This is a genomic window from Arthrospira sp. PCC 8006, from assembly GCF_046480465.1.
GTDB lineage: Bacteria > Cyanobacteriota > Cyanobacteriia > Cyanobacteriales > Microcoleaceae > Limnospira > Limnospira platensis.
The window spans coordinates 1-26,562 of sequence record NZ_PKGG01000059.1; the positions used below are offsets into that span (position 1 = coordinate 1).

General features: G+C 47.0%; 25 protein-coding genes and 1 pseudogene. 7 read left to right on the top strand and 19 right to left on the bottom strand.

Annotation, left to right across the window (positions count from 1 at the left end):
• The 7 genes from hemW to iscB form a co-directional block, all read right to left on the bottom strand.
• A partial coding sequence (gene hemW, locus B9T16_RS11165) for a radical SAM family heme chaperone HemW (RefSeq protein ID WP_410244789.1) occupies nt 1–1,123 on the bottom strand: 1,123 nt, incomplete at its 3' end.
• Nucleotides 1,124–1,126: 3 nt separating this feature from the next.
• Nucleotides 1,127–1,603 (bottom strand): EAL domain-containing protein, encoded by a 477-nt coding sequence (locus B9T16_RS11170; protein ID WP_410244790.1) that lies wholly within the window; start codon nt 1,601–1,603, stop codon nt 1,127–1,129.
• A 71-nt stretch (nt 1,604–1,674) separates the two neighbouring features.
• Nucleotides 1,675–1,845: an EAL domain-containing protein gene (locus tag B9T16_RS11175; RefSeq protein ID WP_410244791.1), complete on the bottom strand. Its 171-nt coding sequence runs from the start codon at nt 1,843–1,845 to the stop codon at nt 1,675–1,677.
• A complete protein-coding gene (locus tag B9T16_RS11180) occupies nt 1,842–2,303 on the bottom strand; it encodes a diguanylate cyclase domain-containing protein (RefSeq protein WP_410244792.1) in 462 nt (153 codons plus the stop codon). The genes B9T16_RS11175 and B9T16_RS11180 overlap by 4 nt, the downstream gene beginning before the upstream one ends.
• Nucleotides 2,281–2,862, bottom strand: coding sequence for a response regulator (locus tag B9T16_RS11185; protein ID WP_410244793.1), 582 nt, complete (start codon nt 2,860–2,862; stop codon nt 2,281–2,283). Before B9T16_RS11185 ends, B9T16_RS11180 begins: the two co-directional genes overlap by 23 nt.
• 121 nt (nt 2,863–2,983) lie before the next feature.
• Nucleotides 2,984–4,117, bottom strand: coding sequence for a hybrid sensor histidine kinase/response regulator (locus tag B9T16_RS11190; RefSeq protein WP_006616878.1), 1,134 nt, complete (start codon nt 4,115–4,117; stop codon nt 2,984–2,986).
• A gap of 152 nt (nt 4,118–4,269) precedes the next feature.
• Nucleotides 4,270–5,547: an RNA-guided endonuclease IscB gene (gene iscB / locus B9T16_RS11195; protein ID WP_353912680.1), complete on the bottom strand. Its 1,278-nt coding sequence runs from the start codon at nt 5,545–5,547 to the stop codon at nt 4,270–4,272.
• Nucleotides 5,548–5,745: 198 nt separating this feature from the next.
• On the opposite strand from iscB, the gene B9T16_RS11200 reads away from it, so the two are divergent.
• Complete coding sequence (locus B9T16_RS11200; protein ID WP_014275467.1) at nt 5,746–5,937, top strand: hypothetical protein; 192 nt, start codon at nt 5,746–5,748, stop codon at nt 5,935–5,937.
• On the opposite strand, the pseudogene B9T16_RS11205 reads toward B9T16_RS11200, so the two are convergent.
• The 10 genes and pseudogenes from B9T16_RS11205 to B9T16_RS11250 all read right to left on the bottom strand — a co-directional run.
• Nucleotides 5,934–6,575: pseudogene (locus B9T16_RS11205) on the bottom strand (group II intron maturase-specific domain-containing protein); the annotation flags it as partial. The gene B9T16_RS11200 and the pseudogene B9T16_RS11205 sit on opposite strands and share 4 nt — an antisense overlap.
• A gap of 781 nt (nt 6,576–7,356) precedes the next feature.
• Nucleotides 7,357–7,662: a response regulator gene (locus tag B9T16_RS11210; RefSeq protein ID WP_006618605.1), complete on the bottom strand. Its 306-nt coding sequence runs from the start codon at nt 7,660–7,662 to the stop codon at nt 7,357–7,359.
• Nucleotides 7,634–7,777 carry a hypothetical protein gene (locus B9T16_RS11215; RefSeq protein ID WP_006618606.1) on the bottom strand — a complete coding sequence of 48 codons (144 nt, stop codon included), beginning with the start codon at nt 7,775–7,777 and terminating at the stop codon, nt 7,634–7,636. The genes B9T16_RS11210 and B9T16_RS11215 overlap by 29 nt, the downstream gene beginning before the upstream one ends.
• A gap of 4 nt (nt 7,778–7,781) precedes the next feature.
• Entirely contained in the window at nt 7,782–8,849 is a 1,068-nt protein-coding gene (locus tag B9T16_RS11220) for a GAF domain-containing sensor histidine kinase (protein WP_050856776.1), read from the bottom strand.
• A gap of 118 nt (nt 8,850–8,967) precedes the next feature.
• Nucleotides 8,968–9,390, bottom strand: coding sequence for a PAS domain-containing protein (locus B9T16_RS11225; RefSeq protein ID WP_410244794.1), 423 nt, complete (start codon nt 9,388–9,390; stop codon nt 8,968–8,970).
• A 7-nt stretch (nt 9,391–9,397) separates the two neighbouring features.
• A complete protein-coding gene (locus B9T16_RS11230; protein WP_410244795.1) occupies nt 9,398–10,870 on the bottom strand; it encodes a PAS domain-containing protein in 1,473 nt (490 codons plus the stop codon).
• A 72-nt stretch (nt 10,871–10,942) separates the two neighbouring features.
• A complete protein-coding gene (locus B9T16_RS11235) occupies nt 10,943–11,344 on the bottom strand; it encodes a GAF domain-containing protein (protein ID WP_006618608.1) in 402 nt (133 codons plus the stop codon).
• Nucleotides 11,345–11,360: 16 nt separating this feature from the next.
• Complete coding sequence (locus tag B9T16_RS11240; protein WP_235181438.1) at nt 11,361–11,597, bottom strand: GAF domain-containing protein; 237 nt, start codon at nt 11,595–11,597, stop codon at nt 11,361–11,363.
• Nucleotides 11,598–11,607: 10 nt separating this feature from the next.
• On the bottom strand, nt 11,608–12,213 hold the full coding sequence (locus B9T16_RS11245) for a CBS domain-containing protein (protein ID WP_410244796.1): 606 nt from the start codon (nt 12,211–12,213) through the stop codon (nt 11,608–11,610).
• Nucleotides 12,213–12,467, bottom strand: a complete 255-nt coding sequence (locus B9T16_RS11250) for a CBS domain-containing protein (protein WP_410244797.1) — start codon at nt 12,465–12,467, stop codon at nt 12,213–12,215. Before B9T16_RS11250 ends, B9T16_RS11245 begins: the two co-directional genes overlap by 1 nt.
• 44 nt (nt 12,468–12,511) lie before the next feature.
• Between B9T16_RS11250 and B9T16_RS11255 the strand changes: the two genes are divergently transcribed.
• Nucleotides 12,512–12,661: a hypothetical protein gene (locus B9T16_RS11255; protein WP_234933741.1), complete on the top strand. Its 150-nt coding sequence runs from the start codon at nt 12,512–12,514 to the stop codon at nt 12,659–12,661.
• Nucleotides 12,662–12,909: 248 nt separating this feature from the next.
• Here the strand turns inward: B9T16_RS11255 and B9T16_RS11260 are convergent, their stop codons facing one another.
• On the bottom strand, nt 12,910–13,341 hold the full coding sequence (locus tag B9T16_RS11260; RefSeq protein ID WP_006618610.1) for a universal stress protein: 432 nt from the start codon (nt 13,339–13,341) through the stop codon (nt 12,910–12,912).
• Between the two features lie 48 nt (nt 13,342–13,389).
• Entirely contained in the window at nt 13,390–14,703 is a 1,314-nt protein-coding gene (hisD, locus tag B9T16_RS11265; protein ID WP_006618611.1) for a histidinol dehydrogenase, read from the bottom strand.
• Nucleotides 14,704–15,028: 325 nt separating this feature from the next.
• On the opposite strand from hisD, the gene rpsT reads away from it, so the two are divergent.
• The 5 genes from rpsT to B9T16_RS11290 all read left to right on the top strand — a co-directional run bounded on the left by rpsT (nt 15,029) and on the right by B9T16_RS11290 (nt 26,099).
• Nucleotides 15,029–15,346 carry a 30S ribosomal protein S20 gene (gene rpsT / locus B9T16_RS11270; protein WP_014275476.1) on the top strand — a complete coding sequence of 106 codons (318 nt, stop codon included), beginning with the start codon at nt 15,029–15,031 and terminating at the stop codon, nt 15,344–15,346.
• Nucleotides 15,347–15,538: 192 nt separating this feature from the next.
• Nucleotides 15,539–16,369, top strand: a complete 831-nt coding sequence (locus B9T16_RS11275) for a TatD family hydrolase (protein ID WP_006618613.1) — start codon at nt 15,539–15,541, stop codon at nt 16,367–16,369.
• Nucleotides 16,370–16,548: 179 nt separating this feature from the next.
• Nucleotides 16,549–19,857, top strand: coding sequence for a DNA-directed RNA polymerase subunit beta (gene rpoB / locus B9T16_RS11280; RefSeq protein WP_410244798.1), 3,309 nt, complete (start codon nt 16,549–16,551; stop codon nt 19,855–19,857).
• A gap of 148 nt (nt 19,858–20,005) precedes the next feature.
• Entirely contained in the window at nt 20,006–21,895 is a 1,890-nt protein-coding gene (locus B9T16_RS11285) for a DNA-directed RNA polymerase subunit gamma (protein ID WP_410244799.1), read from the top strand.
• A 112-nt stretch (nt 21,896–22,007) separates the two neighbouring features.
• Complete coding sequence (locus B9T16_RS11290) at nt 22,008–26,099, top strand: DNA-directed RNA polymerase subunit beta' (RefSeq protein WP_006618616.1); 4,092 nt, start codon at nt 22,008–22,010, stop codon at nt 26,097–26,099.
• The last annotated feature ends 463 nt before the right edge of the window (nt 26,100–26,562 follow it).

A 26,562-nucleotide genomic window follows, 5' to 3' on the forward strand; every position in this document is an offset into this window, starting at 1 on the left:
GAATATCAGTAATTTGACTTACAGCCACTTCCCCAAATTGCTGTTGAAGCCTAAGAAGATCCACCCCACTAGCTAACCGCAGTCCCAGCATCAAAGTTTCTAACAGAAAATCCGATCCTAAAATAATCGCGATCGCCTCTGTAGGGGCGGGTGGAAGATCAGCACTATCAGAAACCAGCCAACTTTCGCTCGCCCCTCCCCCCCCGGAGGACCGTAACCACTGATAATGGCGATCGCGGGTTCTCGGTCGCGTCAGTCGATACCCCCCCACATAACTCGCCGCCCCCATACCAAAGCCATAGTAAGGTTGATTATGCCAATAAACCAAATTATGGCGACATTCAAACCCAGGTCGCGCATAATTAGAAATCTCATAATGTTTGAACCGGGAAGTCAGGCATTTTTGCGCCTGTCGATAGAGGTTGGCTGTAGTTTGATCATCAGGAAGGGGAAACTCTCCCGGTTTATAGTAGCGACCAAAAGCCGTTTGAGGTTCCACAATCAGATCATAATGGGAAACATGAGCAGGATTAATGCTCAAAACCTGATCTAAAGACTCTTGCATCATTTCTGGGGTTTGATGGGGTAAACCAGAAATCAGATCAATACTGAAGTTCACAACACCCACTTGATTAATTAAATCGATCGCCCTCCAAATATCCGCCACAGTATGCGATCGACCACAAAGCCTTAATAAATCATCCTGAAACGCTTGTACACCCACACTCACCCGATTGGCCCCCGCCGCCACAAATCCCTGTAATTTCCCTAAATCAAAAGTCCCTGGGTCCATTTCTACCGAGATCTCAGCATCACTCGCAATTCCCAAGTGATCGCTAATGGTTTTCATCAGGCGATCGAACTGCTGAACCGATAACAGAGAGGGAGTCCCCCCCCCAAAAAATACTGTTTTCAGCGGAAGTCCGAAATGCCTTTGATTAACAATTTCCTCACACAGAAAATTTACATATTCCTGAATCATCCCAGAATTTTCCCCATGGCGGCGATCGCCCACCACAGACACCGCAAAATCGCAGTAGTAGCAGCGGCGGCGACAAAAGGGAATATGTACATAAGCCGCAGTGGGAGTTTCAGTATGGGTTATACAAGATTCATTTAGCATTAATTAGCGTGCCTGGGACAATTTTAAAATATTCGCCTCAATATCTGATGCTCTTCGGGGCCTAGAAAATAGATAGCCCTGACCAAATAGCCATACTATATTCTGAAGATACTTTAACCGATCCCTTGTTTCGATACCGTTTGCGATCGCACCATTACCCAATTGATTACTCAATGCTACAATCGTTTCCACTACCTGATGATTCAGACGTACTGGCTGCATTTGGTTCACAAAAGATCTATCTATCTTTAAAGTGTCAATGGGGAAACGGTGCAAGTAGCCTAAAGAAGAGTAACCTGTACCAAAATCATCCAAACTGATCCCAATTTTTCGCGATCGCAATTCTGATGTTAGGGCGATCGCCATTTCCGGATTATCCATTAATGCACTTTCGGTAATCTCCAACTTTATAGCCTCTGGTTTCACTCCCGTATTAGCCAGAACCCGATCTATATCTACCAAAGCGCGTAGGACTGGCAAACTGACGCACCGACATATTAACACTCATCATCAAATCAGAATTACCCTGTTGATGCCACTTGTGTAGTTGTTCACAGGCTTGTTGTAGCACCAATAAACCCCCGATTCACCACTAAACCCGTTTCCTCCATACAGGGGATAAACTCTCCTGGTGACACTAAACCTCGCTGGGGGTGTCGCCAACGCACTAATGCTTCAAAACCCACCACCTTCTCTGTGGCCAGCCTCAGAATGGTCGTCAATTACGTGAAAACTCTTGTTGTGCGATCGCCCTTTGTAAATCCGTTTCCAGAGTCAGCCGTTTAAGTGTGGCCGCCGTTATTTCTCGGTTAAAGATTTGATGGCAACCTTTTCCCCGCCCTTTGGCTTTGTACATTGCCGTATCCGCTGCTTGTAATAGGGCTTCAGCATTAGAGTTTACTTCCGTATCTAGAGCAATTCCCATACAAACAGACATAAAAATATCACAATTTTCTATCTGAAAAGCCTCGGTAAATGACCCCATTACTCCATTAATCCAATCTGTTAATTCTCCGGTTGCATAAATGTTTTTCAGCCCAAAACAAAACTCGTCCTCTCCCACTCTACATAGTACATCTCCGGGGCGCAGATGTTGTTTAAGACGTTCTGCGATCGCTCTCAGTAGTTGATTTACCACCTGGTAACCAAAAGCACCATTAACGCTCTTTGAATTGGTCACAGTCGAGATAGGCGATCGCATAATTTTCCCCGCTGCTGTCAACGTAGCTATCCGATAGTTTTTGTAATAACTGCGCCCGACTTGGTAGCTGCGTTAGCATATCTTCATCTATCAGCCTTTGTAACTGAGCCGTGCGTTCTTCAACCATCAGTTCCAATTTCGTGTTAAAATCGGCTAGTAGTTGATATTGTTGCTTAATTCTGAGCATAGAGCGCATCCGTGCCAGCAATTCTAAGCGATTAACAGGTTTCGCAATAAAGTCATCTGCTCCCGCCGCCAGACATTCAGCTAGACTCTCCTTAGAAGATAATGCCGTCACCATAATAATCGGTGTTCCTTCCCATTCACTCATAGCTTTAATACGGCGACAAAGCTCAATACCGTCCATAACTGGCATCATTACATCCAGTAAAATTAGATCCGGTTTGATTACATTAATTACTGAAAGTGCATCTTGTCCACTAGAAGCATAGTGTAAATGATAGTTTTCATCAATCAAACAAGTTTCAACTACATCAAAATTATCTGGATCATCATCCACAATTAAAATTGATAACATCGGTAGATTTTCCTTAGCAATTCAACAACTATCTATGGTTCCACGGCATCTAGTTTCACCATCTTAATATAAATATGATACGTTGTAACGTGACAATAGGGTTATTTGTATTATTTAATAGCTAATGAACAATCGGTAAAGTAATATATATCATCGTTTCTTGATTGTATCTGCTATTAATTTGTATGGTTCCTCCCACCAATTCAACAATTTTATCCACGATTTTTAAACCAACACCCAGGCCTTGTTGCTCATAGCTTTTGCGTTCAAACTGCATAAAAGCACCGATTTGATTGATTTGCTCTTCCGTCATCCCACGCCCCAAATCATGAATCCATAGCCCTAGTTTTTCCCCGATAATCTGAGAGCGAATCGAGATGGGTTTCCCCGGATTGGAGAATTTCAAAGCGTTGTCAATCAACTCATTTAAAATAATCGACAAATACCGCTCTGATATCGCCACGGTAGCCGGTTCTATATCCAACTTAAAATCATCATAGCGTTGGCTATCCGGTGCATATTTTTTGCAGATAGGTTCCACAAAATACAAAGATAACATTGTAGACCCTGGCGGAACTTCTTTTTCCTCGCTACTTATCAGTTCCAATTCCAAATAAATTAGGAATCTTTTGACTAAATTTTCCAGGCGACAGGCTGATTGATACGCCAACCTTAACATCTCCACTGTTTCCGACATCTCCACATCTTCTATATCCTTCAGATCCTCCATCACCAGGGCGAGCATTCCTAAAACACCATTTAGAGGGGTATTTAGTTCGTGGGAGAGACTAGAGGCTAAATTACCCCGCAGTCTGACCAGAGTTTTTTCGAGTACTTGAATTGTATTCTTCTGCACATTAGACAAATGAGAAATTTGGTCATATTGTTGCTTAATTCTCAGCATTGAATGGACACGAGACCGTAATTCTAAAGCATTAACGGGTTTCCCGATAAAGTCATCCGCTCCCGCTGCGATACATTTAGCTAAACTTTCTTTAGAAGATAATGCCGTCACCATAATAATAGGTGTAGATTGCCATAGTGGCATAGCTTTAATGCGGCGACAAACTTCAATCCCATCAATAGCTGGCATCATCACATCCAGCAAAATCAAATCTGGCTGGATTAATTTGAGTGCGGAAATTCCCTCCTGTCCACTAGCAGCATAATGTAGCTGATAGTCTTGATTACTCAAAAAGGTTTCAATCACATCAAAGTTGTCAGGTTCATCATCAATAACTAAAATAGATAACATTTGTCGATAGTCCTTAGCAAGTCTAAAATCCCAAATTTGATGACTTTTCTTAGTTCATTTAGTCATGAGTTTATAAATATTGATCAATACTCATTTACTCATGAGTTACTCTACCCGGCAGTATATCTATAACCTGGTAATTACCGGAAAACTCAGGAAAATTTATACAAATAGCCATCTCTTCTAAAAACGGGTTTCAAATCTATTGGCTTGACTGAAAACTGAGTTTTGTCAGGTTTGGTTAAAACAAAACTGCCGCGACTCCGTAGAGTTATTCTACCAATTCCATGTGTCTTATGCTTGGCTATATCCCCGGTAAGCCATCCCTTAATTGGTTTTAATGGGTTATGGCAAATCGGAAGCCTCTTGTTAGGAGCCGCTTTTTGACGGCCACCACGCCCAAAACAAGTAATTAGTAGTGGCTGATGAGTTTTGATTTTCAACCGGGTCGGGGTGCTTTTTCCCACACAATCAGCGTCATCTAGCCAATGGGTTTTCGGTAGTCCTTGAACCGTCCGATTATATTTTGTTAAACCTCCAGTGCCAATTTCAATGGGTAATCCAGTTAGCTTCAGGCTGTTAAACAATGCCCATCGGGTAGAGTTGACGGCCGCTGCATTTTTCAGGGGGGCCTTGGCCTGAACTAGCAACCGCTTCAAGATTTCGGGTTTTTTTTCCAGAAACTGCTCGAGTGCCTGAGAACCTTTTTTCTGATGGCATTTATGGCAAGCAATAGCCAGATTGCTAACTCGGTCGGAACCACCCTGGCTTTTTGGCTGAATGTGTTCGATTTCTAAAGGGATATTTTGGCCACCACAGTAGGCACACTGGTGCTGCCATTTCGTCAACAGATATTCTCTCAACTCGTATCCGAACAAAACCCCTTGCTGGTATTCAACTCCAGATATTTCGGGGTTTTGCAGCTTTTGGGTGTCAAATCGTACCAATTCCATTGATATGTCCGTTATCGGGCATGAGGAAATCAGTCGATTGACCCAGGTCAAGGTGGTTTCAACTCGATGTTTGAGGCTGGGAGCCAACCATCCATCTGCGCGCTTTCTGTTATTGAATCGGGCTTGACGGTAACGAGTTTTTCGGCAACGACGGTGGCGGCGAACCACGCGATGTGCAGTTAACTTGGCTCGGATTCTATCTCCTGTATGAGTCAATTCAGCCCCCCAGATAACTGTGTCCCGACTCTGATTAACTAGGGCAATACCCGTCACTGATGCCCCTGGGTCTAACTTTAGCCGTAATGGTTCATTGACCGGGTTCTCAACAGTTTTCTTGAGGATAATTGTAAATGGATAAGTCCTAAACACTGCGGCCAAACCCTGCTTCAAAAGCTTTCTGGCTCTGGCCCGATGAGTGGGACTTAACGGTTGCCCCAGTGTGTCAACCACAAAAACGTAATTTTGGTAATTTGGCATTTAAGCTATCTCCCAGATGGGGTAATGTTGGCCTCGGTCATGTTAAAGGGGCTTTTTACGTCTAGCTCACTCGAGATTGCCAATCCACTCATCTCGTTCCTTAAAGATAGACGACAGAGCAACAGGCTGGCGTTCACCTGTGGGTGTCATAACCCCATTAACGTAGGTCTAATCCTGGACCTGCATCTTGCAGACTCTGTGAGGAGTAATTTCCGGCAGGAGCCAGAAATTACCGGATTTTATGCAATAGTCTGGTTTCACGATCGCTTAATCACCCCCCAGGAATCCCCGACTATATCCTGGCAAACCATTAGGGGTCGAGAATGGAGTCGCCTCCATTCCCTCCCATTCAGAACCGTACATGAGACTTTCACCTCATACGGCTCCTAGTCTGACTGCTCCATTGTTAAGGATACAGCTCTGGCATTGTCAAGTGCCGTTTTATCATCGCGGGTGTGGCGGTGTAGTAGTTGAAGGTTTTTGTATTCATCCTTTCCGCTTTGGCTTCGAGGTACAATGTGGTCTACTTCAACTATATCTGTTGGTGCGAAATACAATCCACACCATTTACACTTGCCTTTTTGCTTTTTGAGTAGTTTTGCTACCCTGTTAGGCGTGTCGATTGCTTGTCCTTTTCTGGTTGCCCAGTAAGTCCAGTTTCCGTCGTAGGGTGTTGCATCGGGGCGTATTGGGGTGTGTCTGACCAATGGAGTCCAGTTATGTTTCCATAGTTGGAATCCATCTTTAGTTTGGAATAACCAAGATTCATGCCTTTCTTTCCCATTACTAAGTCTAACCGTTCCATGTCTGAAATAGTTTGTTAGCTTTTCGTGGTTTGCCTTTCCGCATCTTGATACTGTCCATGCCCGTAACATTAGCCAGGTTATATGGTCTAGCTTAACGAAGGTCTCTGATGAGACGACCCCTGAATAGTAATTTGACCATCCCCGAATAATTGGGTTTAGTTTGCTTATCAGGGCTGATTGAGGTGCTGTTTTAATTTGTTTTATTACACCTTTAATCACTTCTTATATGGGCATTCCATCTTTAGATTTGTCCTCAGAACCGGGGTACTTTTAAAGGTCTGTGTAGGTAGTGCAACAAGACTCCTACTTTTCCCCTTACTCTTTTAAGCGCAGCGTATCAACCTATTTCGCTACTTAATTAGTTCTGATGGTTCAAGCCGGACATTCGGTCTCCCTAATCATGGATGGTTGGCAGTGGTCGCATCTGGTAGTAGGTTCTACTTCACGCCTTCCGTTCCCCGCTTCAATCTGACGGGGTGTGATTCCTGAAACTGGGGGTGGCTATCGCCGTTACTCTTTCCCACAATCTCCCAAGTGGTTTTAATCCTCCGTGTTATATAGTTGAGTATTGCGATTTTCTTTGTGGAATTAACCTTGAGTTCCCTGCCTTGCTTTCGCTTTGGGACATATAAACAGTTATAGGGATGGTCAGGAGTGCGCTCCTTATATTCAAACAAGGGGTTGAAATCCACTCCAGGCAGTTATTTCGGGCATTGCAGCCCTATTTGATGCCTGAACGTCTCGCACTGTTACCATAATTATAACCTTTAGATGGTAGCTAACTAAAGATTTTCCTGAGAAATTCGCCGATCGCTTTTCAGCCCTAGGGTGGTCAAGTTCACCTACCTAATAGTAAATCCTAGGTTAGACGTTGGACGTGGGGAATAGCCAACATCAGGGTCTTCCGCTCGCTTTGTGAGACGACATAGATCTACAGATTTTCCGGACAACTACTTCCACCGAGTAGGGTGGCATCGATCCTGATGATAATGCTTAGACGGCATCAGTTTGCGGATAGCAGGGCATCTTCAGAAGAATTTAGGAGATCTTGAATCGTCATGGTTAACTGTTTTAATCTCACTGGTTTACTCAAGTATTCATTAGCCCCCGCTAGTAAACAGGCCTTCCGATCGCTTTCCATGGCCAAAGCCGTTAAGGCAATGATGGGCGTTGTCGCTAACTCTGGAATCTCCCGAATCCGTTTCATCGCCTCTAGTCCATCCATTCCCGGCATTTGAATATCCATCAATATCAAATCAGGAGATAAAGCCACAGCCTGATTAATTGCCTCCTGACCATTTTTCGCCAACTCCGCTACGGTAGCCTTTCGCGGTTAAATAGCTGGAAATCGTGCTGATATTCGCTTCATTATCTTCCGCTAAAAGCAGCAAAGGCGCTGCATTTGGGGTTGATGGCAGTGCCACATCATTAGGGTTTAAATCTCTGATCAGAGTCCATCCGTTGGGGAATCATCACAGAAGCCTGATAGGGTAAATCGATACTAAAACAACTACCCAGCAATACTTCACTGGTTAAACCCACCCGACCGCCATGCAATTCTACAATTTGTTTTGTCAAGGCCAAACCCAAGCCAGTTCCTTGATATTGGCGATTCAAGGCGCTGTCAATTTGCATAAACGGTTGAAACAGCTTCTTGATATTTTCTGGGCTGATACCAATGCCAGTATCTCTCACGGAAAACCGGAGATATGGGCTTTCTCCCTCGGCTTCTCTTGGTTGGGGCAATATCACTTCTAAGGTGATGCTTCCCCCTTCTGGGGTAAATTTAACCGCATTATTGAGCAGATTAATTAATACTTGACGGATCCGGCGTTCATCGAGTATAATATCAGGCAATTTTAACGGCAGATTAACCGAGAGTTGAATCCGTTTTTTCAGGGCTTGCTGTTTGATGAAGGCGATACTGGATTTACACAGAGGCGCGATCGCCGTGGGGGAACATTCTAACTCTACCTGACCCGATTCTATCTTCGCCACATCTAAGATATCATTAATCAAAGCCAGCAGGTGAGAGGCGCTCCGTTCCACGGTTTGCAGGGCTTTCAGTTGTCTGTCATTCACGGGACCGAACACCTCCTCCTGTAGCCCTTCCGTCATGCCTAAAATTGCATTGAGGGGGGTGCGGAGTTCATGGCTCATATTAGCCAGAAACTCATCCTTGAGACGCTTCGCGCGGATTAGTTCCTCATTGCGTTGAGTAAGCTGTTGTTGCGCCTGTTGACGTTCTCTGAGTTCCTGTTGCAACTGCTCAAACAGATTAGACTGTTGAATAGCGATCGCCAACTGGAACGAGAATTGCTGCGCCAAATCAATATCCGACTGTTCCCAATGGCGGGGGCCGTCACATTGATGAATGCACAACAGTCCCCATAAGACATCTTGACAGATAATCGGTATCACTAAGTTAGCCCGCACCTGAAACTGAGATAAAATATCTACATGGCAGTTTTCGAGCGCCGTCGTGGTGGATATCATCCGCCACATGCGGAACGTCCTTGAGCGTAGAGACTGGCATAGTTTTCCCCAAAACAATGGTCATGGACGGGGATAGCCAGCACAAGCGGGGAAGTCATTAACCACTGACTCCGCCACTTTACGAGCCGTCGTCATAGCCAGAGTCGGGGTAAAATTTGAAAATACCCACCCTTGCCCCTTGCAGACAGTTGCAAATCTCTCGAGAGGCGGTGTCAAAAATGGTGGGTAAATCCAGGGATTGACTGATGCGTTGATTCGTCTCCCGCAAGAGCCGTTCTCGTTGCGCTTGCTGCTCAATGGTTTGTTCGGCTTTTTTGCGATCGCTAATATCCGTATGAGTGCCGATAAACCGCAGTGGTCGTCCCTCAGCATCCCGTTCCACCATGCGCCCTTGGGCTAAAATCCAGCGATAGGAGCCATCTTTACAGCGCAGACGATGTTCATTGCGATACAACTCCGTTTTTCCTTGAATATGTCGCTCCACGTCCTGGTAAACTTGGGCTAAGTCGTCAGGATGAACCCGACTTTGCCACTCCGTCAACCGGTTCTCAATTCTCTAGCTCCTGATAACCCAGCATGGATTTCCATTGTTTATTGAACCAAAGTTCCCCCGTCTGCATCTTCCAATCCCAGAGTCCTGTATTCGCCGAAGCCAGACCCAGTTCTAAGCGCAGTTTACTTTCTTGCAGAGCCTGTTCTGCTTTGGTGCGTTCGGTCAGTGCCGCTTTCTGGGCGCTAATATCCACCACTACACAAACAGAACTCTCATCAGTTTGAGATAACATCGCCACCCCAATTAACACAAACACCAAATGTCCATCTTGATGCCGATAAGCCTTTTCAAAGGGGTGAATAAATCCAGATTGACGTAGATGTTCGATCACCTGTACATCTTGTTCTCGATAGTCAGGGGGTGTGATTTCTGCCCAGTTGATTAAACCCATAGGCCGCCCTGCGCGGCTATAGCCCAACATCTCTAAAAAGCGATCATTAGCCTCGATGATGTCTCCGGCAAAATTGGTAAACATCATCCCCACTACGTTGGAGTCAAACACCCGCCGAAAACGAGTTTCACTGGCTTGTAAGGCGGCTTCAGCTTGGCGGATGTCGGTGATATCTAAATTCACCCCAATCATGCTGATGGGCTGACCCGCTTCATCCCGGACAACTAACCCAGAGGCTTTAATATAGTGGAGGCTGCCATCGGGATGCAGGACGCGAAATTCGGTGTTATAGTCGGCTTCTCCTAAAATGGCTTTCTGGAGGAGGTCTGCGGCGGCTTGGCGATCGTCGGGATGAACGCCATGAGACCAAACCTCGTAAGCTACCACAGATTCTGGATACGACGAGTATGATGAATTATCAACCCCATAGAGGGCATACATCTGCTCATCCCAAGTAATTTGATTTTGGCGAAGATCCCAATCCCAAAAGCCGATGTTTCCCGAAGATAAGGCAATTTTGAGCCGTTGGGAGAGTTGGAAAATTTCCGCCTCGGCTTGTTTGCGTTTGGTCATATCCCGGGCGACCCAAATCACCCGACGATCGCCCATGGGAGAAATACTCGCTTCAAAATATATGCGGCGATCCTCCAGGTCGATTTGATACTCAAACGACACGGTTTTTCCGGTGGTTAAGGCTTCCAGAATCGGCAGTAGAGTGCGGGATTCGGCCTCGTCTTGAAATAGACAATCGAGGGTTTGATCGAGAATCTCGGTGGCTTGGGGCTCGAGTATTTGGTGGCGGGTGGGCATCACTCGCACTTCATCGCGATCGCTTTCAATGATTAAAACCAAATCCCCCATGGCTTCAAAGACGCTGCGTAACTCGGTTTCACTGCTGCGTAGTTTTTCCTCAAAGGCGGCGCGAAAGCGTATATCCCGGAATATCCCTTGCACTATATGGGTCTGGCCCACTTTAATCAGGCTTCCTGAGATATCAACGGGAATTTCTGAGCCATCGGCCCTCAGAATCCGGGTATCCAACACCCAAAGCTGTTTTTCCTCAATAATCCGCGACAAACGGCGTTCAATGCGGTCTAATTCCGAATCGGGGATGGAGTTGGCTGATATGTAGGGGCGATCGCTCTAGGCTCAGTCCGCTGAACTCCGATACGGGAGTAGCCGAAAGCGGTACTCGGCGGCAGCGTTGGCTTCGATCAGGTAGCCTTCAGGGGTGGCTAGGAGAATGGCATCACTGGCTCCTTCCATGAGGCCACGATAGCCCGCGATCCGAGCCTGCAGGTCGGCGGTGCGTTGCTCGACTCGGGTTTCGAGTTCAGTATTTAAGGATGCTAGGGCTAGTTGAGCCTTTTGGCGCTGGCTAATCTCGTTCTGGAGTTGTTCATGTTGCGTGGCTTGTTTGAGGGCGATCGCCAATTGGATCGAGAGAGCCTGCAAGAGTTGGATTTCCCCGGTTTGCCAATCTCGCGGCTGATCTTGGTGACTGGCGATCATCAACCCCCAGAGGCGATCGTCTACCACAAGCGGCACCATCAGCTTTGCGCTTGAATCAAAGCTCAATAAGAAGCGGATGATGGCACTCTTTCTTCATGGACTCATCATAAATATCTCGCACCACCCGCACGCGACCTTGGCGATAGGGTTCGATCCACTCTCGAGTCACACAGGGGTCATTGGCTTGACTGTGCAGCACCGAACGACCACCGGCCATAATCGATTCGGCAATGACGGAACCGCTCAAATCGTCTTCAAACTTGTAGATAATCACGCGATGCCCGATCAACACCTGCCGCACTTCATCCCAGAGCCTCTGGAGAATAGTGGCTAAGTCCTCTTAATTGCGAATGGTTGTGGAAATATTCGCGACTCAGGCGATCGCGCTGGGCCTGAGTTTGAATCCGCTGAGTTTGTGCCGCCACCTCCTCTTGTAGTTCCTGGTTGCGACGTTCCCAAAACGCCAGTTTTAAGGCGTATAGGCGGTTGACTTTTTGTTTGAGGTTTTCTGCCAAATTATAGATTTCAATGGGGTTAAACGCCCGTAGAAGGGTTGTTTGGGTGACGATTCCCACTAGGTTACCCCGTTCTCCAGTGACCACCACCCGCCGAATCCGCCGTTCCTCCATCTGTTGCTGGGCTGCCCACAGAAACTCATCTCCTTGCACTGTAAACAGGGGAGAACTCATCCGATCTTGGGCGCTGGTTTCCCTGATCGCACCACCCCCCGACTGGAATTGCACAATATCCCGCGGCTTGTGATGATTCCCACAGGACGCTCTATGGGTGGGTTGTCGGCCGGATCGAACGGGCGTGATAATCACGCAACTGACTCGGTTTTGGGTCAATAACTGAGCAATATCTAGCTCTTTGCGATCGCTTTGTGATGTCACCACGTCCTGAGCCATTACGTACCCACTGACCGCAACCGCATCAAGTCCACCGGACTCTTCAGCCTTTGTAGGCTTTCGTGGCTAATCAAACCGAGCCGGCTGCAGTGGTCATCGACAATGGGTAAATGGCGCAAGCCACGCTTTTGCAGAAAGTCAATGATCGCAAAAATATCAGTTAGTTCCGACTGCTGTAGGGTGATAACCGGTTGGCTCATTACCTCGCCTACCAACAAACTTTGTAGGGGTTGCTGTTGGGCGGCTAGACGCACAATATCCCGCTCGGTGACAATACCGACAATGCGATCGCGATCTAGTGACGACTATAATTGAACTGCTGTCTGATTCACGACTGGGATTACTCATCAAGGCGATCGCCTCTTCCACTGTCGCATCGGGGGAAATAGTTAACACATTAGGGGCGATCGCGGTTTTGGGGTCTATGGTGGTTTCCGTCGGACTCTGATTGTAATCAACCATCAGCGCAAGGATCTAGGGATGTTTAAACCCAGCATAACCCCGAAGTTCGGAATTTGTCGATCATGATCATGATAGCTTTCTAGTTCCGCCCCCAAGTATGCAGCTTTCGCGCTCATCAACCGCTCCAGTCAATCGCTATCCCCTAAATATTTTCGACCTGTTTTTATGGGCAAAAAAAACCGGTTAGCTAGTTAAAAACTCCTTAGCGCAGTCCGGCATTTCACACCATGGTTATTACACCTTTTCTTTCACTACCCAAACTGAACAATTAGCATCGGCTACCACTTGGGAACTAACGGACCCTTGTAATACTCGGCTAAGTCCAGTTAATCCGCGACTACCAATAATAATTAAATCAGTTTTATAGATATTAGAAAGACGGATTATTTCCTCAGCCGGATCTCCCTGGACAATTTCTACATCACTGGGACAAGCTAACTGCTTCTGATAGCTGCGTAGATAATTCTCGATATCCCAATAGGCTAACTCTTCTGATGAGCTAGGATGGGGGCGATCGGCAATTGGATCTACATCAGGCGCTGTAGTTGAAACCACATGGGAGAATACCACGTGGGTTGTGGGTTCCAATTGTAGTTGCTTTAAGGCATTCATCATTATCTCCATAGAAGGGGAATCATCAATAGCAACCAAAATTGTCCTCAGCATTGGCAACTTCTCCTCACATTAAGCTGACCTAGAAATCAGCAACACCCGCTAAAAATCCCCATCTCCCTGATTTTTCGTCCGTAGACGAACAGAATCTGCATGGGATGGTAGCCCTTCTGCAGTAGCCAAAATATTAACAGCATTTGCCACTTTTTGCAGCGCCTGCGGAGAATATTCAATCAAACTAGAGTGTTTCATAAATACTTCGACTCCTAAAGCGGAAGCATAGCGAGCCGCCCCTGAAGTGGGTAGGGTGTGGTTAGGACCGGCTAAATAATCTCCCACCGCTTCCGGGGTCGAACAACCTAGGAAAATTGCCCCGGCATGGCGAATGTGTTCTAATAGTTCCCAGGGTTCGTCAACTTCTAGTTCTAGGTGTTCGGGAGCAAATTCATTAGATAACTGAGCTGCGGCTTCGAGGGAGTCCACCACCACCACTAAACCATAGTGAGCGATCGCCTTTTCCGTCATAGTTCGGCGCGGGTGATGCTCAAGCTGTCGTTCCACCTCAGCCACCACCTGACGAGCCAAAGCTGAGTCTGTAGTCAACAAAATCGCCGCCGCCATTGTATCATGTTCTGCCTGAGCCAGCATATCCGCCGCCACATGAACCGGCGAGGCGATACTATTGGCAATAATTAGCACCTCAGACGGTCCAGCGAGGGAGTCAATACCGACAGTACCATAAACCAATTTTTTCGCCAGCGTTACATATATATTACCCGGACCTGTTATCACATCAACTTTCGGCACAGTTTCCGTACCATAAGCCAAAGCAGCGATCGCCTGAGCCCCGCCTACTCGATAAATTTCCTGGACTCCAGCTTCCTGAGCCGCCACTAAAACCGCCGGACTAATCTTATTATCAATACCGGGGGGAGTTACCATGACAATGCGAGGCACTTTAGCCACATTAGCCGGAATGGCATTCATTAGCACTGTACTTAGGTAGGAGGCTTGGCCACCCGGCACATATAAACCCGCCCGATCAACGGGGGTGTATCGTTTACCCAAAACCACATTATCATCGCCAAACTGAACCCAAGACTTAGGAATACGCTGGCGGTGAAATGCCTCAATCTGTTTTTTCGCTAACCGAATTGCATCGAGAAGTTCACAATTAACCTGTTGATAAGCGACATCCAACTCCGAAGCACTGACCCGCAACTGTTCGAGGCTCAGAGTTTTGTGGTCAAATTCTTGGGTGTAGTGCAGCAGTGCTTTATCCCCTTGCCGCTTCACGGTTTGCAGGACTTCTCGCACCGTAGCTTCTTTATGGATAATAGTATCATCATGGGTACGACTGCCGATGCGTCGCAGTTCTGATTGTGCTTCAACCCACTGAGTAATAATTCGCAGCATGGTGATTAGGAGTGCAAACCGTAGAAGTTACTAGCCAAAACGCGAGGCAATTGACGGGCCCGGAGAGGCTAAATTTCTTTGAGACCGAGTTGGGCTGAACCTGGTCGGTCAGCTTAACTTTCAGTATAACCCGCGTTTGTTATATAGTGTAACGTGGATTCACAGACTCTGCTTGACTCGGAGATCTTGACCCCGAATCTGGACTTTTGGGCTTCGATACTGGCAAAATAAAAATTTAATGCACAAATTCCCCTGTTGACGTGCTATATTGGTATTTCTGGAAATCTTGATTATCAAAGATCCGCGTAGTCCTACACCGGAAGCCATGGCCAATATCAAATCTGCCATTAAACGAGTCCAAATTGCTGAACGCAATCGGCTGAGGAATAGATCCTATAATTCAGCCGTGAGGACTCTCATGAAAAAATATTTTGCCGCTGTTGAGCAATATGCGGCTAATCCCACCGATGAATCGTTGCAGTACGTCCAGCAACGGATGTCAGAAACGACCAGTAAAATCGATAAAGCCGTTAAGGTAGGTGTTCTGCACCGGAACAATGCGGCTCGGAAAAAATCGCGATTAGCTAGGTTCTTGAAACGACACCAGCCTAATTCGATCGCCCAGGAAGCCACAGCATCCTAGGGTGACTCCTCGTGCCGTCCGCGAGTATGTCAGCACGCCGCCCGGAAGTTATCGGTTTTTGACCCATCACTTCAGTGGGTGGCTATGCCAAATTCGCTCTCCCAGAATAAGGGTAACCAACAAAATGCAAAAGTGTTGGCTACAATATTAGCCGAAAGGCTGGGAACTATGCTGAAGGACAGATAGCACCAGATGCAGCTAATTGATACTCACGTTCACATTAACTTTGAGAGTCTGGCTACAGACCTCGAAGGCATCCGGCAGCGGTGGCGTTCTGCTGGAGTGGTGTCTTTGGTACACTCCTGTGTTCATCCCGGGGAATTTGCCGAAATTAGGGCGATCGCCGACCAAGTAGAAGAACTATCCTTTGCCGTGGGGTTACACCCTCTGGACACAGAGAAATGGACAGAAACCACCGAAAGTGAAATTCGGACTCTAGCCGAATCTGATCCAAGGGTAGTAGCGATCGGGGAAACTGGGTTAGACTTTTATAAGGCCAAAGATGAAGCCCGTCAAAAGCAAATTTTCAGGGCTCAACTGGAAATAGCTCGCCAACTAAATAAACCCGTAATTATCCACTGTCGAGATGCAGCAGCTTCGATGGTGGAACTGTTGCGGGATTTCTTCGATGATCTTGATCATGGTCCCGTGCGAGGTGTTATGCACTGTTGGGGTGGCACTCCCGAAGAAATGCAATGGTTTTTAGACTTGGGGTTTTACATTAGTTTCAGCGGAACGGTAACCTTTAAAAATGCTACCCAAATTCAAGAATCTGCTCGTGGCGTACCTCGCTATCGCCTATTGATTGAAACTGACTGCCCCTTTCTAGCCCCGGTTCCCCGACGAGGAAAACGGAACGAACCCGCATTCGTTAAATACGTCGCCGAAAAAGTATCCGAACTCCGGGGTGTATCCCTAGAAAGTCTAAGTCAGCAAACCACAAAAAATGCCTGTGAATTATTTGGCTTATCCGTGGTCGGTCACCCAGTTGCTAGTGTAGGGGCCATTGATGAATTGCCCTGACCCCATCAGTAACCCCCTAATCAAATAAATCGACTCCCCAAATTCCCCAAATTCCTGTAGCGCCATTGATGAATGGCCCAGATGGGGGGAGATATCAATGCTAAATGGGGGGAGGCGAGATTTTGCCTAACCCTAACATCCCAGCAGACCTTGAACATCCCAGCAGACCTTTAGAAACCATGACAAATACAACCCAATACGAATCGGCATTTGAACTTCCTGATTTAATTGAAATTCAGCGATCGAGTTTTCGTTGGTTTTTAGAAACCGGGCTAATTGAAGAACTGGAAAGTTTCTCCCCCATCAGTGATTATACAGGGAAACTAGAACTGCATTTCTTAGCCAGAGATTACAAGCTGAAACAGCCTAAATATGACGTAGACGATGCCAAACGGCGGGATAGTACATACTCCGTGCAGATGTACGTTCCCACGCGACTAATTAACAAAGAAACCGGGGAGATTAAGGAGCAGGAAGTATTTATCGGAGACCTGCCCTTAATGACCGAACGTGGCACGTTTATTATTAACGGAGCCGAGCGAGTTATTGTTAACCAAATTGTGCGGAGTCCGGGGGTATACTACAAATCGGAAATCGATAAAAACCAACGACGTACCTATAGCGCCTCTCTCATCCCGAACCGAGGCGCTTGGTTGAAATTTGAAACCGATAAAAATGATCTAGTTTGGGTAAGAATTGACAAAACTCGCAAACTGTCGGCTCAGATACTTCTGAAAGCCCTAGGATTGACGAATAACGAGATATTTGACGCATTGCGGCACCCGGACTACTTCCAAAAAACCATCGAAAAAGAAGGGGAATTTAGCGAAGAAGATGCCCTGATGGAGTTGTATAGGAAACTGCGGCCAGGGGAACCTCCCACCATCACCGGGGGAGAACAACTTTTGCATAATCGCTTCTTTGACCCGAAACGCTATGATTTGGGTCGGGTAGGACGGCATAAACTGAACCGGAAACTAAGGCTGAGTGTGCCCGATAGTACCAGAGTCCTAACACCAACTGATATTTTATCGGCGATCGACTACCTGATTAACCTAGAATACGACATCGGCGAAACCGATGATATTGACCACTTGGGTAATCGTCGGGTGCGTTCAGTAGGGGAACTATTGCAAAACCAAATCCGAGTAGGTTTAAACCGTTTAGAAAGAATTATTCGGGAACGGATGACCGTTGGCGATGCCGAAACCCTAACCCCCGCCTCCCTAGTGAACCCGAAACCTTTGGTAGCAGCCATCAAAGAATTTTTCGGGTCTAGCCAACTGTCCCAATTTATGGATCAAACTAACCCCCTAGCGGAATTAACCCATAAACGGCGTTTATCTGCCCTAGGTCCCGGTGGCTTAACACGAGAACGGGCAGGCTTTGCGGTGCGTGATATTCACCCAAGCCACTATGGTCGTATCTGTCCCATCGAAACCCCAGAAGGACCGAACGCCGGTCTAATTGGCTCCCTGGCTACCCACGCCCGGGTTAACCCCTACGGCTTCATCGAAACCCCTTACTATCCAGTAGAAAATGGACGAGTGCGCCGAGATTTGTCTCCGGTGTATATGACCGCTGACGAGGAAGACGATCTACGGGTAGCACCAGGAGACATTAGCTATGACTCCGAGGGACATATCCTCGGCGACCTAGTTCCGGTGCGTTATCGTCAGGACTTCACCAAAACCAGCCCCGACCAAGTGGACTATGTAGCCGTTTCTCCGGTGCAAATTGTCTCGGTAGCTACCTCCCTAATTCCCTTCCTAGAACACGATGACGCTAACCGTGCGCTGATGGGTTCCAATATGCAGCGCCAAGCAGTTCCCCTGCTGCGTCCTGAACGTCCGTTTGTGGGAACGGGACTAGAAGCCCAGGCGGCGCGGGACTCAGGTATGGTGATTGTATCTCGTACTGATGGAGAAGTCAGTTATGTAGATGGCGCGAAAATTCGGGTTATTGACCCCGAAGGTTGGGAAATCGAATATGAACTGCAAAAATATCAACGCTCTAACCAAGATACCTGCTTAAACCAGCGCCCCCTAGTTTATGAAGGCGACCAAGTAGTAGCAGGTCAGGTTTTGGCTGATGGTTCCTCGACTGAGGGGGCAGAATTAGCCCTGGGTCATAACATTTTAGTTGCCTATATGCCCTGGGAAGGCTACAACTACGAAGACGCAATCTTAATTAGTGAACGTCTGGTTTATGACGATGTTTATACCTCAATCCATATCGAAAAATTTGAGATTGAGGCGCGACAAACGAAACTAGGACCTGAAGAAATTACCCGCGAAATACCGAACGTTGGGGAGGACTCCCTGCGACAACTCGACGCTTCCGGGATTATTCGGATTGGTGCTTGGGTAGAGTCGGGAGATATTCTGGTAGGAAAAGTCACCCCCAAAGGAGAGTCCGACCAACCCCCAGAAGAAAAACTGCTGCGGGCTATCTTTGGAGAAAAAGCCAGAGATGTGCGAGATAACTCCCTGCGGGTTCCTAATGGTGAAAAAGGTCGGGTGGTCGATGTGCGGGTGTTCACCCGAGAACAAGGCGATGAACTGCCCCCAGGAGCTAATATGGTGGTGCGGGTCTATGTGGCACAAAAACGTAAAATTCAGGTGGGAGACAAAATGGCGGGCCGCCACGGTAATAAGGGGATTGTCTCGCGTATTCTTCCCATTGAAGATATGCCCTATCTCCCTGATGGTCGGCCGATGGATATTGTCCTGAATCCCCTGGGTGTGCCTTCTCGTATGAATGTTGGTCAAATCTTTGAGTGTTTGATGGGATGGGCGGGAGAAAACCTGAAACGGCGGTTTAAGGTGATCCCGTTTGATGAAATGTTTGGTCAAGAAATGTCCCGTGAGACAGTCCACAGTAAACTGAAAGAAGCCCGCGAAAAACTCAAAAAGGATTGGTTATTTAGTGAGGAATACCCCGGCAAAACTATTGTTTATGACGGCCGCACGGGAGAAGCCTTTGACCAACCGGTAACGGTGGGTATCGCTTATATCCTCAAGTTGGTTCACTTGGTGGATGATAAGATTCACGCCCGGTCTACTGGTCCTTATTCTTTGGTGACTCAACAGCCGTTGGGTGGAAAGGCACAACAGGGGGGTCAGCGGTTCGGAGAAATGGAGGTGTGGGCATTGGAAGCGTTTGGGGCAGCCTATACTTTGCAAGAGTTGCTAACGGTTAAGTCTGATGATATGGCAGGCCGTAATGAAGCTCTCAATGCGATCGTTAAAGGCAAAGCTATCCCTCGACCAGGTACGCCAGAATCGTTTAAAGTGCTGATGCGGGAGTTGCAATCTTTGTGTTTGGATATTGCAGCTCATAAGGTGGAAACTAACAAAAAGGATGGTGCTAGTAAAGATTTGGAGGTAGACCTGATGGCTGATGAGCCTCACCGGGTCAGAACACCTTCTAAGCCTACATACGATTTGAGCGTCATTGATGACGACGATCAGGGTAACCGGTTGTAGGTCAATTCATCTGCTGGGGCGGGTTCAGAAATTGGGTAGGTGGACTTGATGGCTGATTCGGAAAGCAGCACCTACAAGCACCTGCCCCTCTCCGCGCACCCGCGACGATGGAACGGTTTTTTGTGTTAGCATTCAATGTACAAGAATTATGCCTAAGATAGAGCAACGTTTTGATTACGTTAAAATTGGGTTAGCGTCTCCAGAACGCATCCGACAATGGGGAGAGCGTACTTTACCCAACGGTCAAGTGGTAGGGGAAGTTACCAAGCCCGAAACTATTAACTACCGTACCCTCAAGCCGGAAATGGATGGGTTGTTCTGTGAGCGTATTTTTGGACCGGCTAAGGACTGGGAATGTCACTGTGGTAAATATAAACGAGTCCGACATCGGGGGATTGTTTGCGAACGTTGCGGGGTAGAAGTTACAGAATCGCGGGTGCGACGACATCGCATGGGCTTTATTAAACTGGCGGCTCCGGTGACTCATGTTTGGTATCTCAAGGGTATTCCTAGCTATATGGCGATTTTGCTGGATATGCCTCTGCGAGATGTGGAACAGGTGGTTTATTTTAATGCCTATGTGGTATTAAATCCGGGGAATGCTGATAATCTCTCCTATAAACAACTGTTGCTGGAAGAACAGTGGCTGGAAATTGAAGAACAAATTTACGCGGAAGAAGGCGAACTTGTTGGGGTGGAAGTGGGTATTGGGGCTGAGGCGATCGCCCGCCTTTTGGAAGATATCCCCCTAGAAGAAGAAGCAGAACGATTGCGAACTGACATTGCTAATGCTAAGGGTCAAAAACGCGCCAAGTTGATTAAGCGACTGCGGATCATTGATAACTTTATCGCCACCAGTTCTAAAACTGAATGGATGGTTTTAAATGTGATTCCGGTAATTCCCCCGGATTTGCGGCCGATGGTTCAGTTAGATGGGGGTCGCTTTGCTACTAGCGACTTAAACGACCTCTATCGACGGGTGATTAACCGTAATAATCGCCTGGCTCGGTTGCAGGAGATTTTAGCGCCGGAAATTATTATTCGCAATGAAAAGCGAATGCTACAAGAGGCGGTAGATGCCCTAATTGATAATGGTCGTCGCGGTCGAACTGTGGTGGGTGCGAATAACCGACCTTTGAAATCTCTCTCGGATATTATTGAGGGTAAACAAGGCCGCTTCCGTCAAAACTTGCTAGGAAAACGGGTCGATTATTCGGGTCGTTCGGTCATCGTGGTGGGTCCGAATTTGAAAATGCACCAGTGCGGACTACCTCGGGAAATGGCGATCGAACTTTTCCAACCTTTTGTGATTCATCGCCTGATTCGTCAGAATTTGGTTAATAACATTAAGGCGGCGAAAAAGTTGATTCAACGCGGCGATCCGAGTGTTTGGGATGTGTTAGAAGAGGTGATTTCTGGACACCCCGTTATGCTTAACCGTGCGCCAACTCTCCACCGCTTGGGAATTCAGGCTTTTGAACCTATCCTGGTGGAAGGAAGGGCGATTAAATTACATCCCCTGGTCTGTCCGGCTTTTAACGCTGACTTTGATGGAGACCAAATGGCTGTTCACGTTCCTTTGTCTATTGAGGCTCAGGCGGAAGCTCGTTTGCTGATGTTGGCTAGTAATAATATTCTGTCTCCGGCTACGGGAAGGCCTATTGTGACGCCTTCTCAGGATATGGTTTTGGGTTGCTATTATCTGACTGCACAAAATCCGAAGGCTGTGCGAGGAAAAGATCGCTATTTCAGTAACTTGGAAGATGCGATCGTTGCCTATAATCACGGTTTGCTGGATTTGCACGCTGAGATTTGGGTGCGTTTTGATGGGGAGGTTGACCTAGATGAACCTGAACAACTTGACCGAGAGGAAAAGTCTGCTGATGGTAGCCAGACTAAATTATATGTTGGTCAAAAAAGTGGGAATTTGACCAGGAGAGTTAGAGAAGATAAGGAAGGTAAAATGATTTCCCAATATGTGCGGACAACCGCTGGTCGAATTATCTTCAACAAAACCGTGCTAGATGCTCTGGTTTAAGAATAATTGAAGGCGGGTTAGGTAGATATTTTATCATTATCTAAAACCCGCCGGGTCAAAAAAACTTCAAGACCACGGCTTTTTAAATTTTGCACTTTGACTGTGAACTGCTATGTCTGAAAACAAAAAAATCTTCCGCAACCGAGTTATTGATAAGGGTCAACTGAAAAAATTGATGACCTGGTCTTTTCTGAATCATGGGAGCGCCGTTACCGCCCAAGTAGCGGATGAATTGAAGGAATTGGGATTTAAATATGCTACGAAAGCTGGGGTTTCAATTAGTGTTGATGATCTACAAATTCCTCAGTCTAAAAAGGAATTATTAGAGGGGGCAGAAGAGGAGATTCGGCGCACAGAAAGGCGATATACGAAGGGAGAAATCACGGAAGTAGAACGTTTTCAAAAAGTAATTGATACGTGGAACGGTACCTCGGAAGCTCTCAAGGATGAGGTGGTGCGGAATTTCCGATCGACCAATCCCCTGAACTCTGTGTATATGATGGCGTTCTCTGGGGCGCGGGGTAATATCTCCCAGGTGCGTCAATTGGTGGGAATGCGGGGTTTGATGGCAGACCCTCAAGGTGAAATTATTGACCAGCCTATTAAAACTAATTTCCGGGAAGGACTGACGGTAACAGAATATATTATCTCGTCTTACGGGGCGCGGAAAGGTTTGGTAGATACGGCGCTGCGGACGGCAGATTCGGGATACTTGACTAGGCGGTTGGTTGATGTGTCTCAGGATGTGATTCTGCGGGAAATTGACTGCGGTACGGAACGGGGAATCACGATCGCAGATATGACGGATGGCGATCGCGTTTTGATTCCCCTGAAAGACCGCCTTATGGGTCGGGTCTTGGGTGAGGATGTAAAACACCCAGAGACAGGGGAAATTATTAGCTTTGGAGAAATCCGCGCTGTTCGCAATCAAGTTGTTTGTGATGACCTAGCGGCGGCTATCTGTAATGCTGGGGTGAAAAAAGTTTTTGTGCGATCGCCTCTAACCTGTGAGGCGAACAGATCCGTATGTCGCCACTGCTATGGCTGGAGTTTGGCTCATGCCCAAATGGTAGACTTAGGAGAAGCGATCGGTATTATCGCTGCTCAGTCGATCGGGGAACCGGGAACTCAGTTGACTATGCGGACCTTCCACACCGGAGGGGTATTTACCGCTGAAGCGGCTGGGGTTCTCCGCGCTCCCTTTGATGGTACTGTCAAATTTCCGAAAACTCTGCGTCTGCGTGCTTTCCGTACCCGACACGGGGATGATTCCTTCCTGGCGGAAAGTAACGGTTATCTCACCGTGGAAGGGAAAAAGGAAAACAAGCGCATTAATATCAGCCAGGGCTCTACGGTGGTGGTTCACGATGGACAAACCGTTGAGGCTGACCAAATTATGGTGGAAATTATCGCGGGGGGTCGAACGGCTCGTAAAACTACTGAAAAAGCCACTAAGGACGTAGCCACAGATTTAGCCGGAGAGGTTAAGTTTGCGGACGTGGTACCAGAAGAAAAACTCGATCGCCAAGGAAATATGACCCGCATCGCTCAACGGGGTGGTTTGCTGTGGGTATTAGCTGGAGAAGTTTATAACTTACCCCCCGGCGCGGAACCAGCGGTGAAAAATGGCGATCGTGTAGAACCAGGTAGCGTCCTTGCTCAAACTAAACTACAAACCGAACATGGTGGCATTGTCCGCATTACCCCTGATAATGGCGATGACCATCAGTCGCCAGTAATGGAAACATCCCTGGATGGAACTCTCACCACCATTGACCCCGGTGAGGAAAATCCTCTACCACGGGAAATTGAAATTATCACCGCCTCTGTACTTTTAGACCAGGCTTTGGTACGTCTGCAATCAGAGTTGGGACGGGAACAATATGTGATTGAAACTAACAGCAATCACCGTTTCTCCCTCAAAGTTACACCCGGTAGCAAGGTCGAAAATCATGAAGTGATCGCCGAATTGATGGATGATAGCTACCGCACCACTACTGGCGGAATCATTAAATACGCTGGCGTGGAAGTTGCTAAACGCTCCAAAGGTAAACAAGGCTATGAGGTAACATCTGGGGGAACTCTATTATGGATTCCTGAAGAGTGTCACGAAGTTAATAAGGATATCTCTCTGTTAATCGTTGAAGATGGTCAATATGTCGAAGCCGGAACAGAGGTGGTTAAAGATATCTTCTGTCAGAGTAAAGGGGTGATTGAAGTTACCCAAAAGAACGATATCCTTCGCGAAATTGTGGTTAAACCAGGGGAATTGCATCTGGTGGATGACCCGGAAATGGTAATGGCGATCGATGGTCAAATCAAAAACGCCGGAGAAGAAGTTATACCAGGAGTTACAGCCACAGAACTTAATTATGTTGAGTATGTGGAAACTCCCGAAGGTCCCGCCTTGCTATTGCGTCCGGTGGTGGAATTTAATGTTCCAGAAACTCCCCCCATTCCCTCCCAGGAATCCCTAAATCAGTCCATCTCCCTGCAAGCAGTACAACGTCTATCCTATAAAGACGGAGAGCGGGTTCGGTCTGTCGAAGGGGTCGAATTGTTGCGTACCCAGTTGGTAATTAACATCGGTACCGAAGCACCTCAGTTGGCTGCTGATATTGAGTTGATTCCCGATGAAGATAATCCTGAGATTATGCGCCTCCAATTGGTGATTTTAGAGTCTTTGGTGATTCGGCGCGATATTATCGCTGATTCCACCCAGGGTAGTACCCGGACTCGGTTACTGGTCCATGATGGTCAGGAAATTGAACCAGGCGCAGTCGTCACTCGCACCGAAATTCTCGGTAAAGATGGCGGTGTCGTTGGCGGTATTCGCTCCGGTGCTGAAATTCTCCGCCGCTGTCTCATTGTTCGTGACACCGATATGATTACCATTCCACTACCGGCTGGTGTCACTCCTACTGTGAAAGTCGGTGAACTGGTAGTAGAAGATTCCGAAATTGCACCAGGGGTCAAATTGTCCCAATCTGGTCAAGTTGTCTCCATTAACCAGGATGACTCGGAAACGTCAATAGTTCTCCGTATCGGACGACCCTATCGCGTTTCCTCCGGCGCGGTTCTGCATTTGAGTGATGGCGATTTGGTTCAACGGGGCGATAATTTGGTGCTTTTGGTTTTTGAGCGACCCAAGACTGGGGATATTATTCAGGGTCTACCTCGTATTGAGGAACTTCTGGAGGCTCGTAAACCTAAAGAGGCTTGTATTTTGGCTAAACAACCTGGTACGGCTCAGGTAGAGGTTTTTGAGGATTTGGTCCAGTTGCGCGTGATTGAGTCTGGCGGCGCTGCGACTGAGTATCCCCTGACTCCTGGTCAGACGGTTATTGTCTCTGATGGACAAACTGTTGATGTCGGACAACCTCTCACTGATGGTCCGGCTAATCCCCATGAAATTCTGGAAGTGTTCTTTAATTACTATCTCGAACAGGATGGGCTGGTTTATGAAGCTGCTCTCCAGAGTTTCCAAAAGTGTCAGATTTTCTTGGTTAACGAGGTCCAATCGGTTTATCAATCTCAGGGTATTGATATTTCCGACAAGCATATTGAGGTGATTGTCCGTCAGATGACCTCTAAGGTTCGCATTGATGATGGGGGTGATACTACTTCTCTTCCCGGAGAGTTGACGGAACTTCGTCAGGTTGAACAGGTCAATGAGGCTATGTTTATTACTGGCGGCGCTCCCGCTCGCTATACTCCTGTTCTTTTGGGGATTACTAAGGCTTCTCTCAATACTGACAGTTTTATCTCGGCTGCTAGTTTCCAAGAGACTACTCGGGTCTTAACTGAAGCTGCTATTGAGGGTAAGTCGGACTGGTTGCGAGGTCTCAAGGAAAATGTCATCATCGGACGACTAATTCCGGCAGGTAGCGGTTTTAATGCCTATGAAGATGCTGTTTTGGCGGAAGAGCAGATTATGGATGAGGAACCCTACAACTACCAAGAAGATGATGTTCATAATGATGATTTGCGCGAAGATGTAATTCTTGATGACCACTCGGCTCGTGCCTACAGTGACCAAACTATATTCTCTGATGATGAACTCGTAGATGGTGAGGATGATGAGGATAATGAGTTTGCTATCAATGATGATTCTGATAATTTCCCTTTAATCGATGATGACGATGAAGAACCTTTCTCGTCTGCTATCATCACTGATGACATCCTTGATGACGACGATTTCTAACACCGTGCCTAATTAGGCAATAAACAAGAGTAGAGACAAAGCGTACCTTGTCTCTACTTTTTTGTTACGGAAGTTATCTTAAGTTTTGTTACGAAAAATTAACAAATGCTGCAAAATTTTTTTGGGGGGGGGAGTGGTTGCTTTTTGCTGGGAGTTATGGTATACTACTAAATAATTAAAATATTTTTAATTTTAATAATTTAACAAAAATTACGATTATAAAAAAGTATATCTTGATGATATCAGCGTTTCGGTAGACTTGTCAACCTCCAGCACTCTTGCATAAAATCGGGTAATTTCCGGATCCTGCTGGAAATTACTCCTCAAAGGAGATGATCGATGCAGGTCCAGGATTAGACCTACGTTAATGGGGTTATGACACCCACAGGTGAACGCCAGCCTGTTGCTCTGTCGTCTATCTTTAAGGAACGAGATGAGTGGATTGGCAATCTCGGGTGAGCTA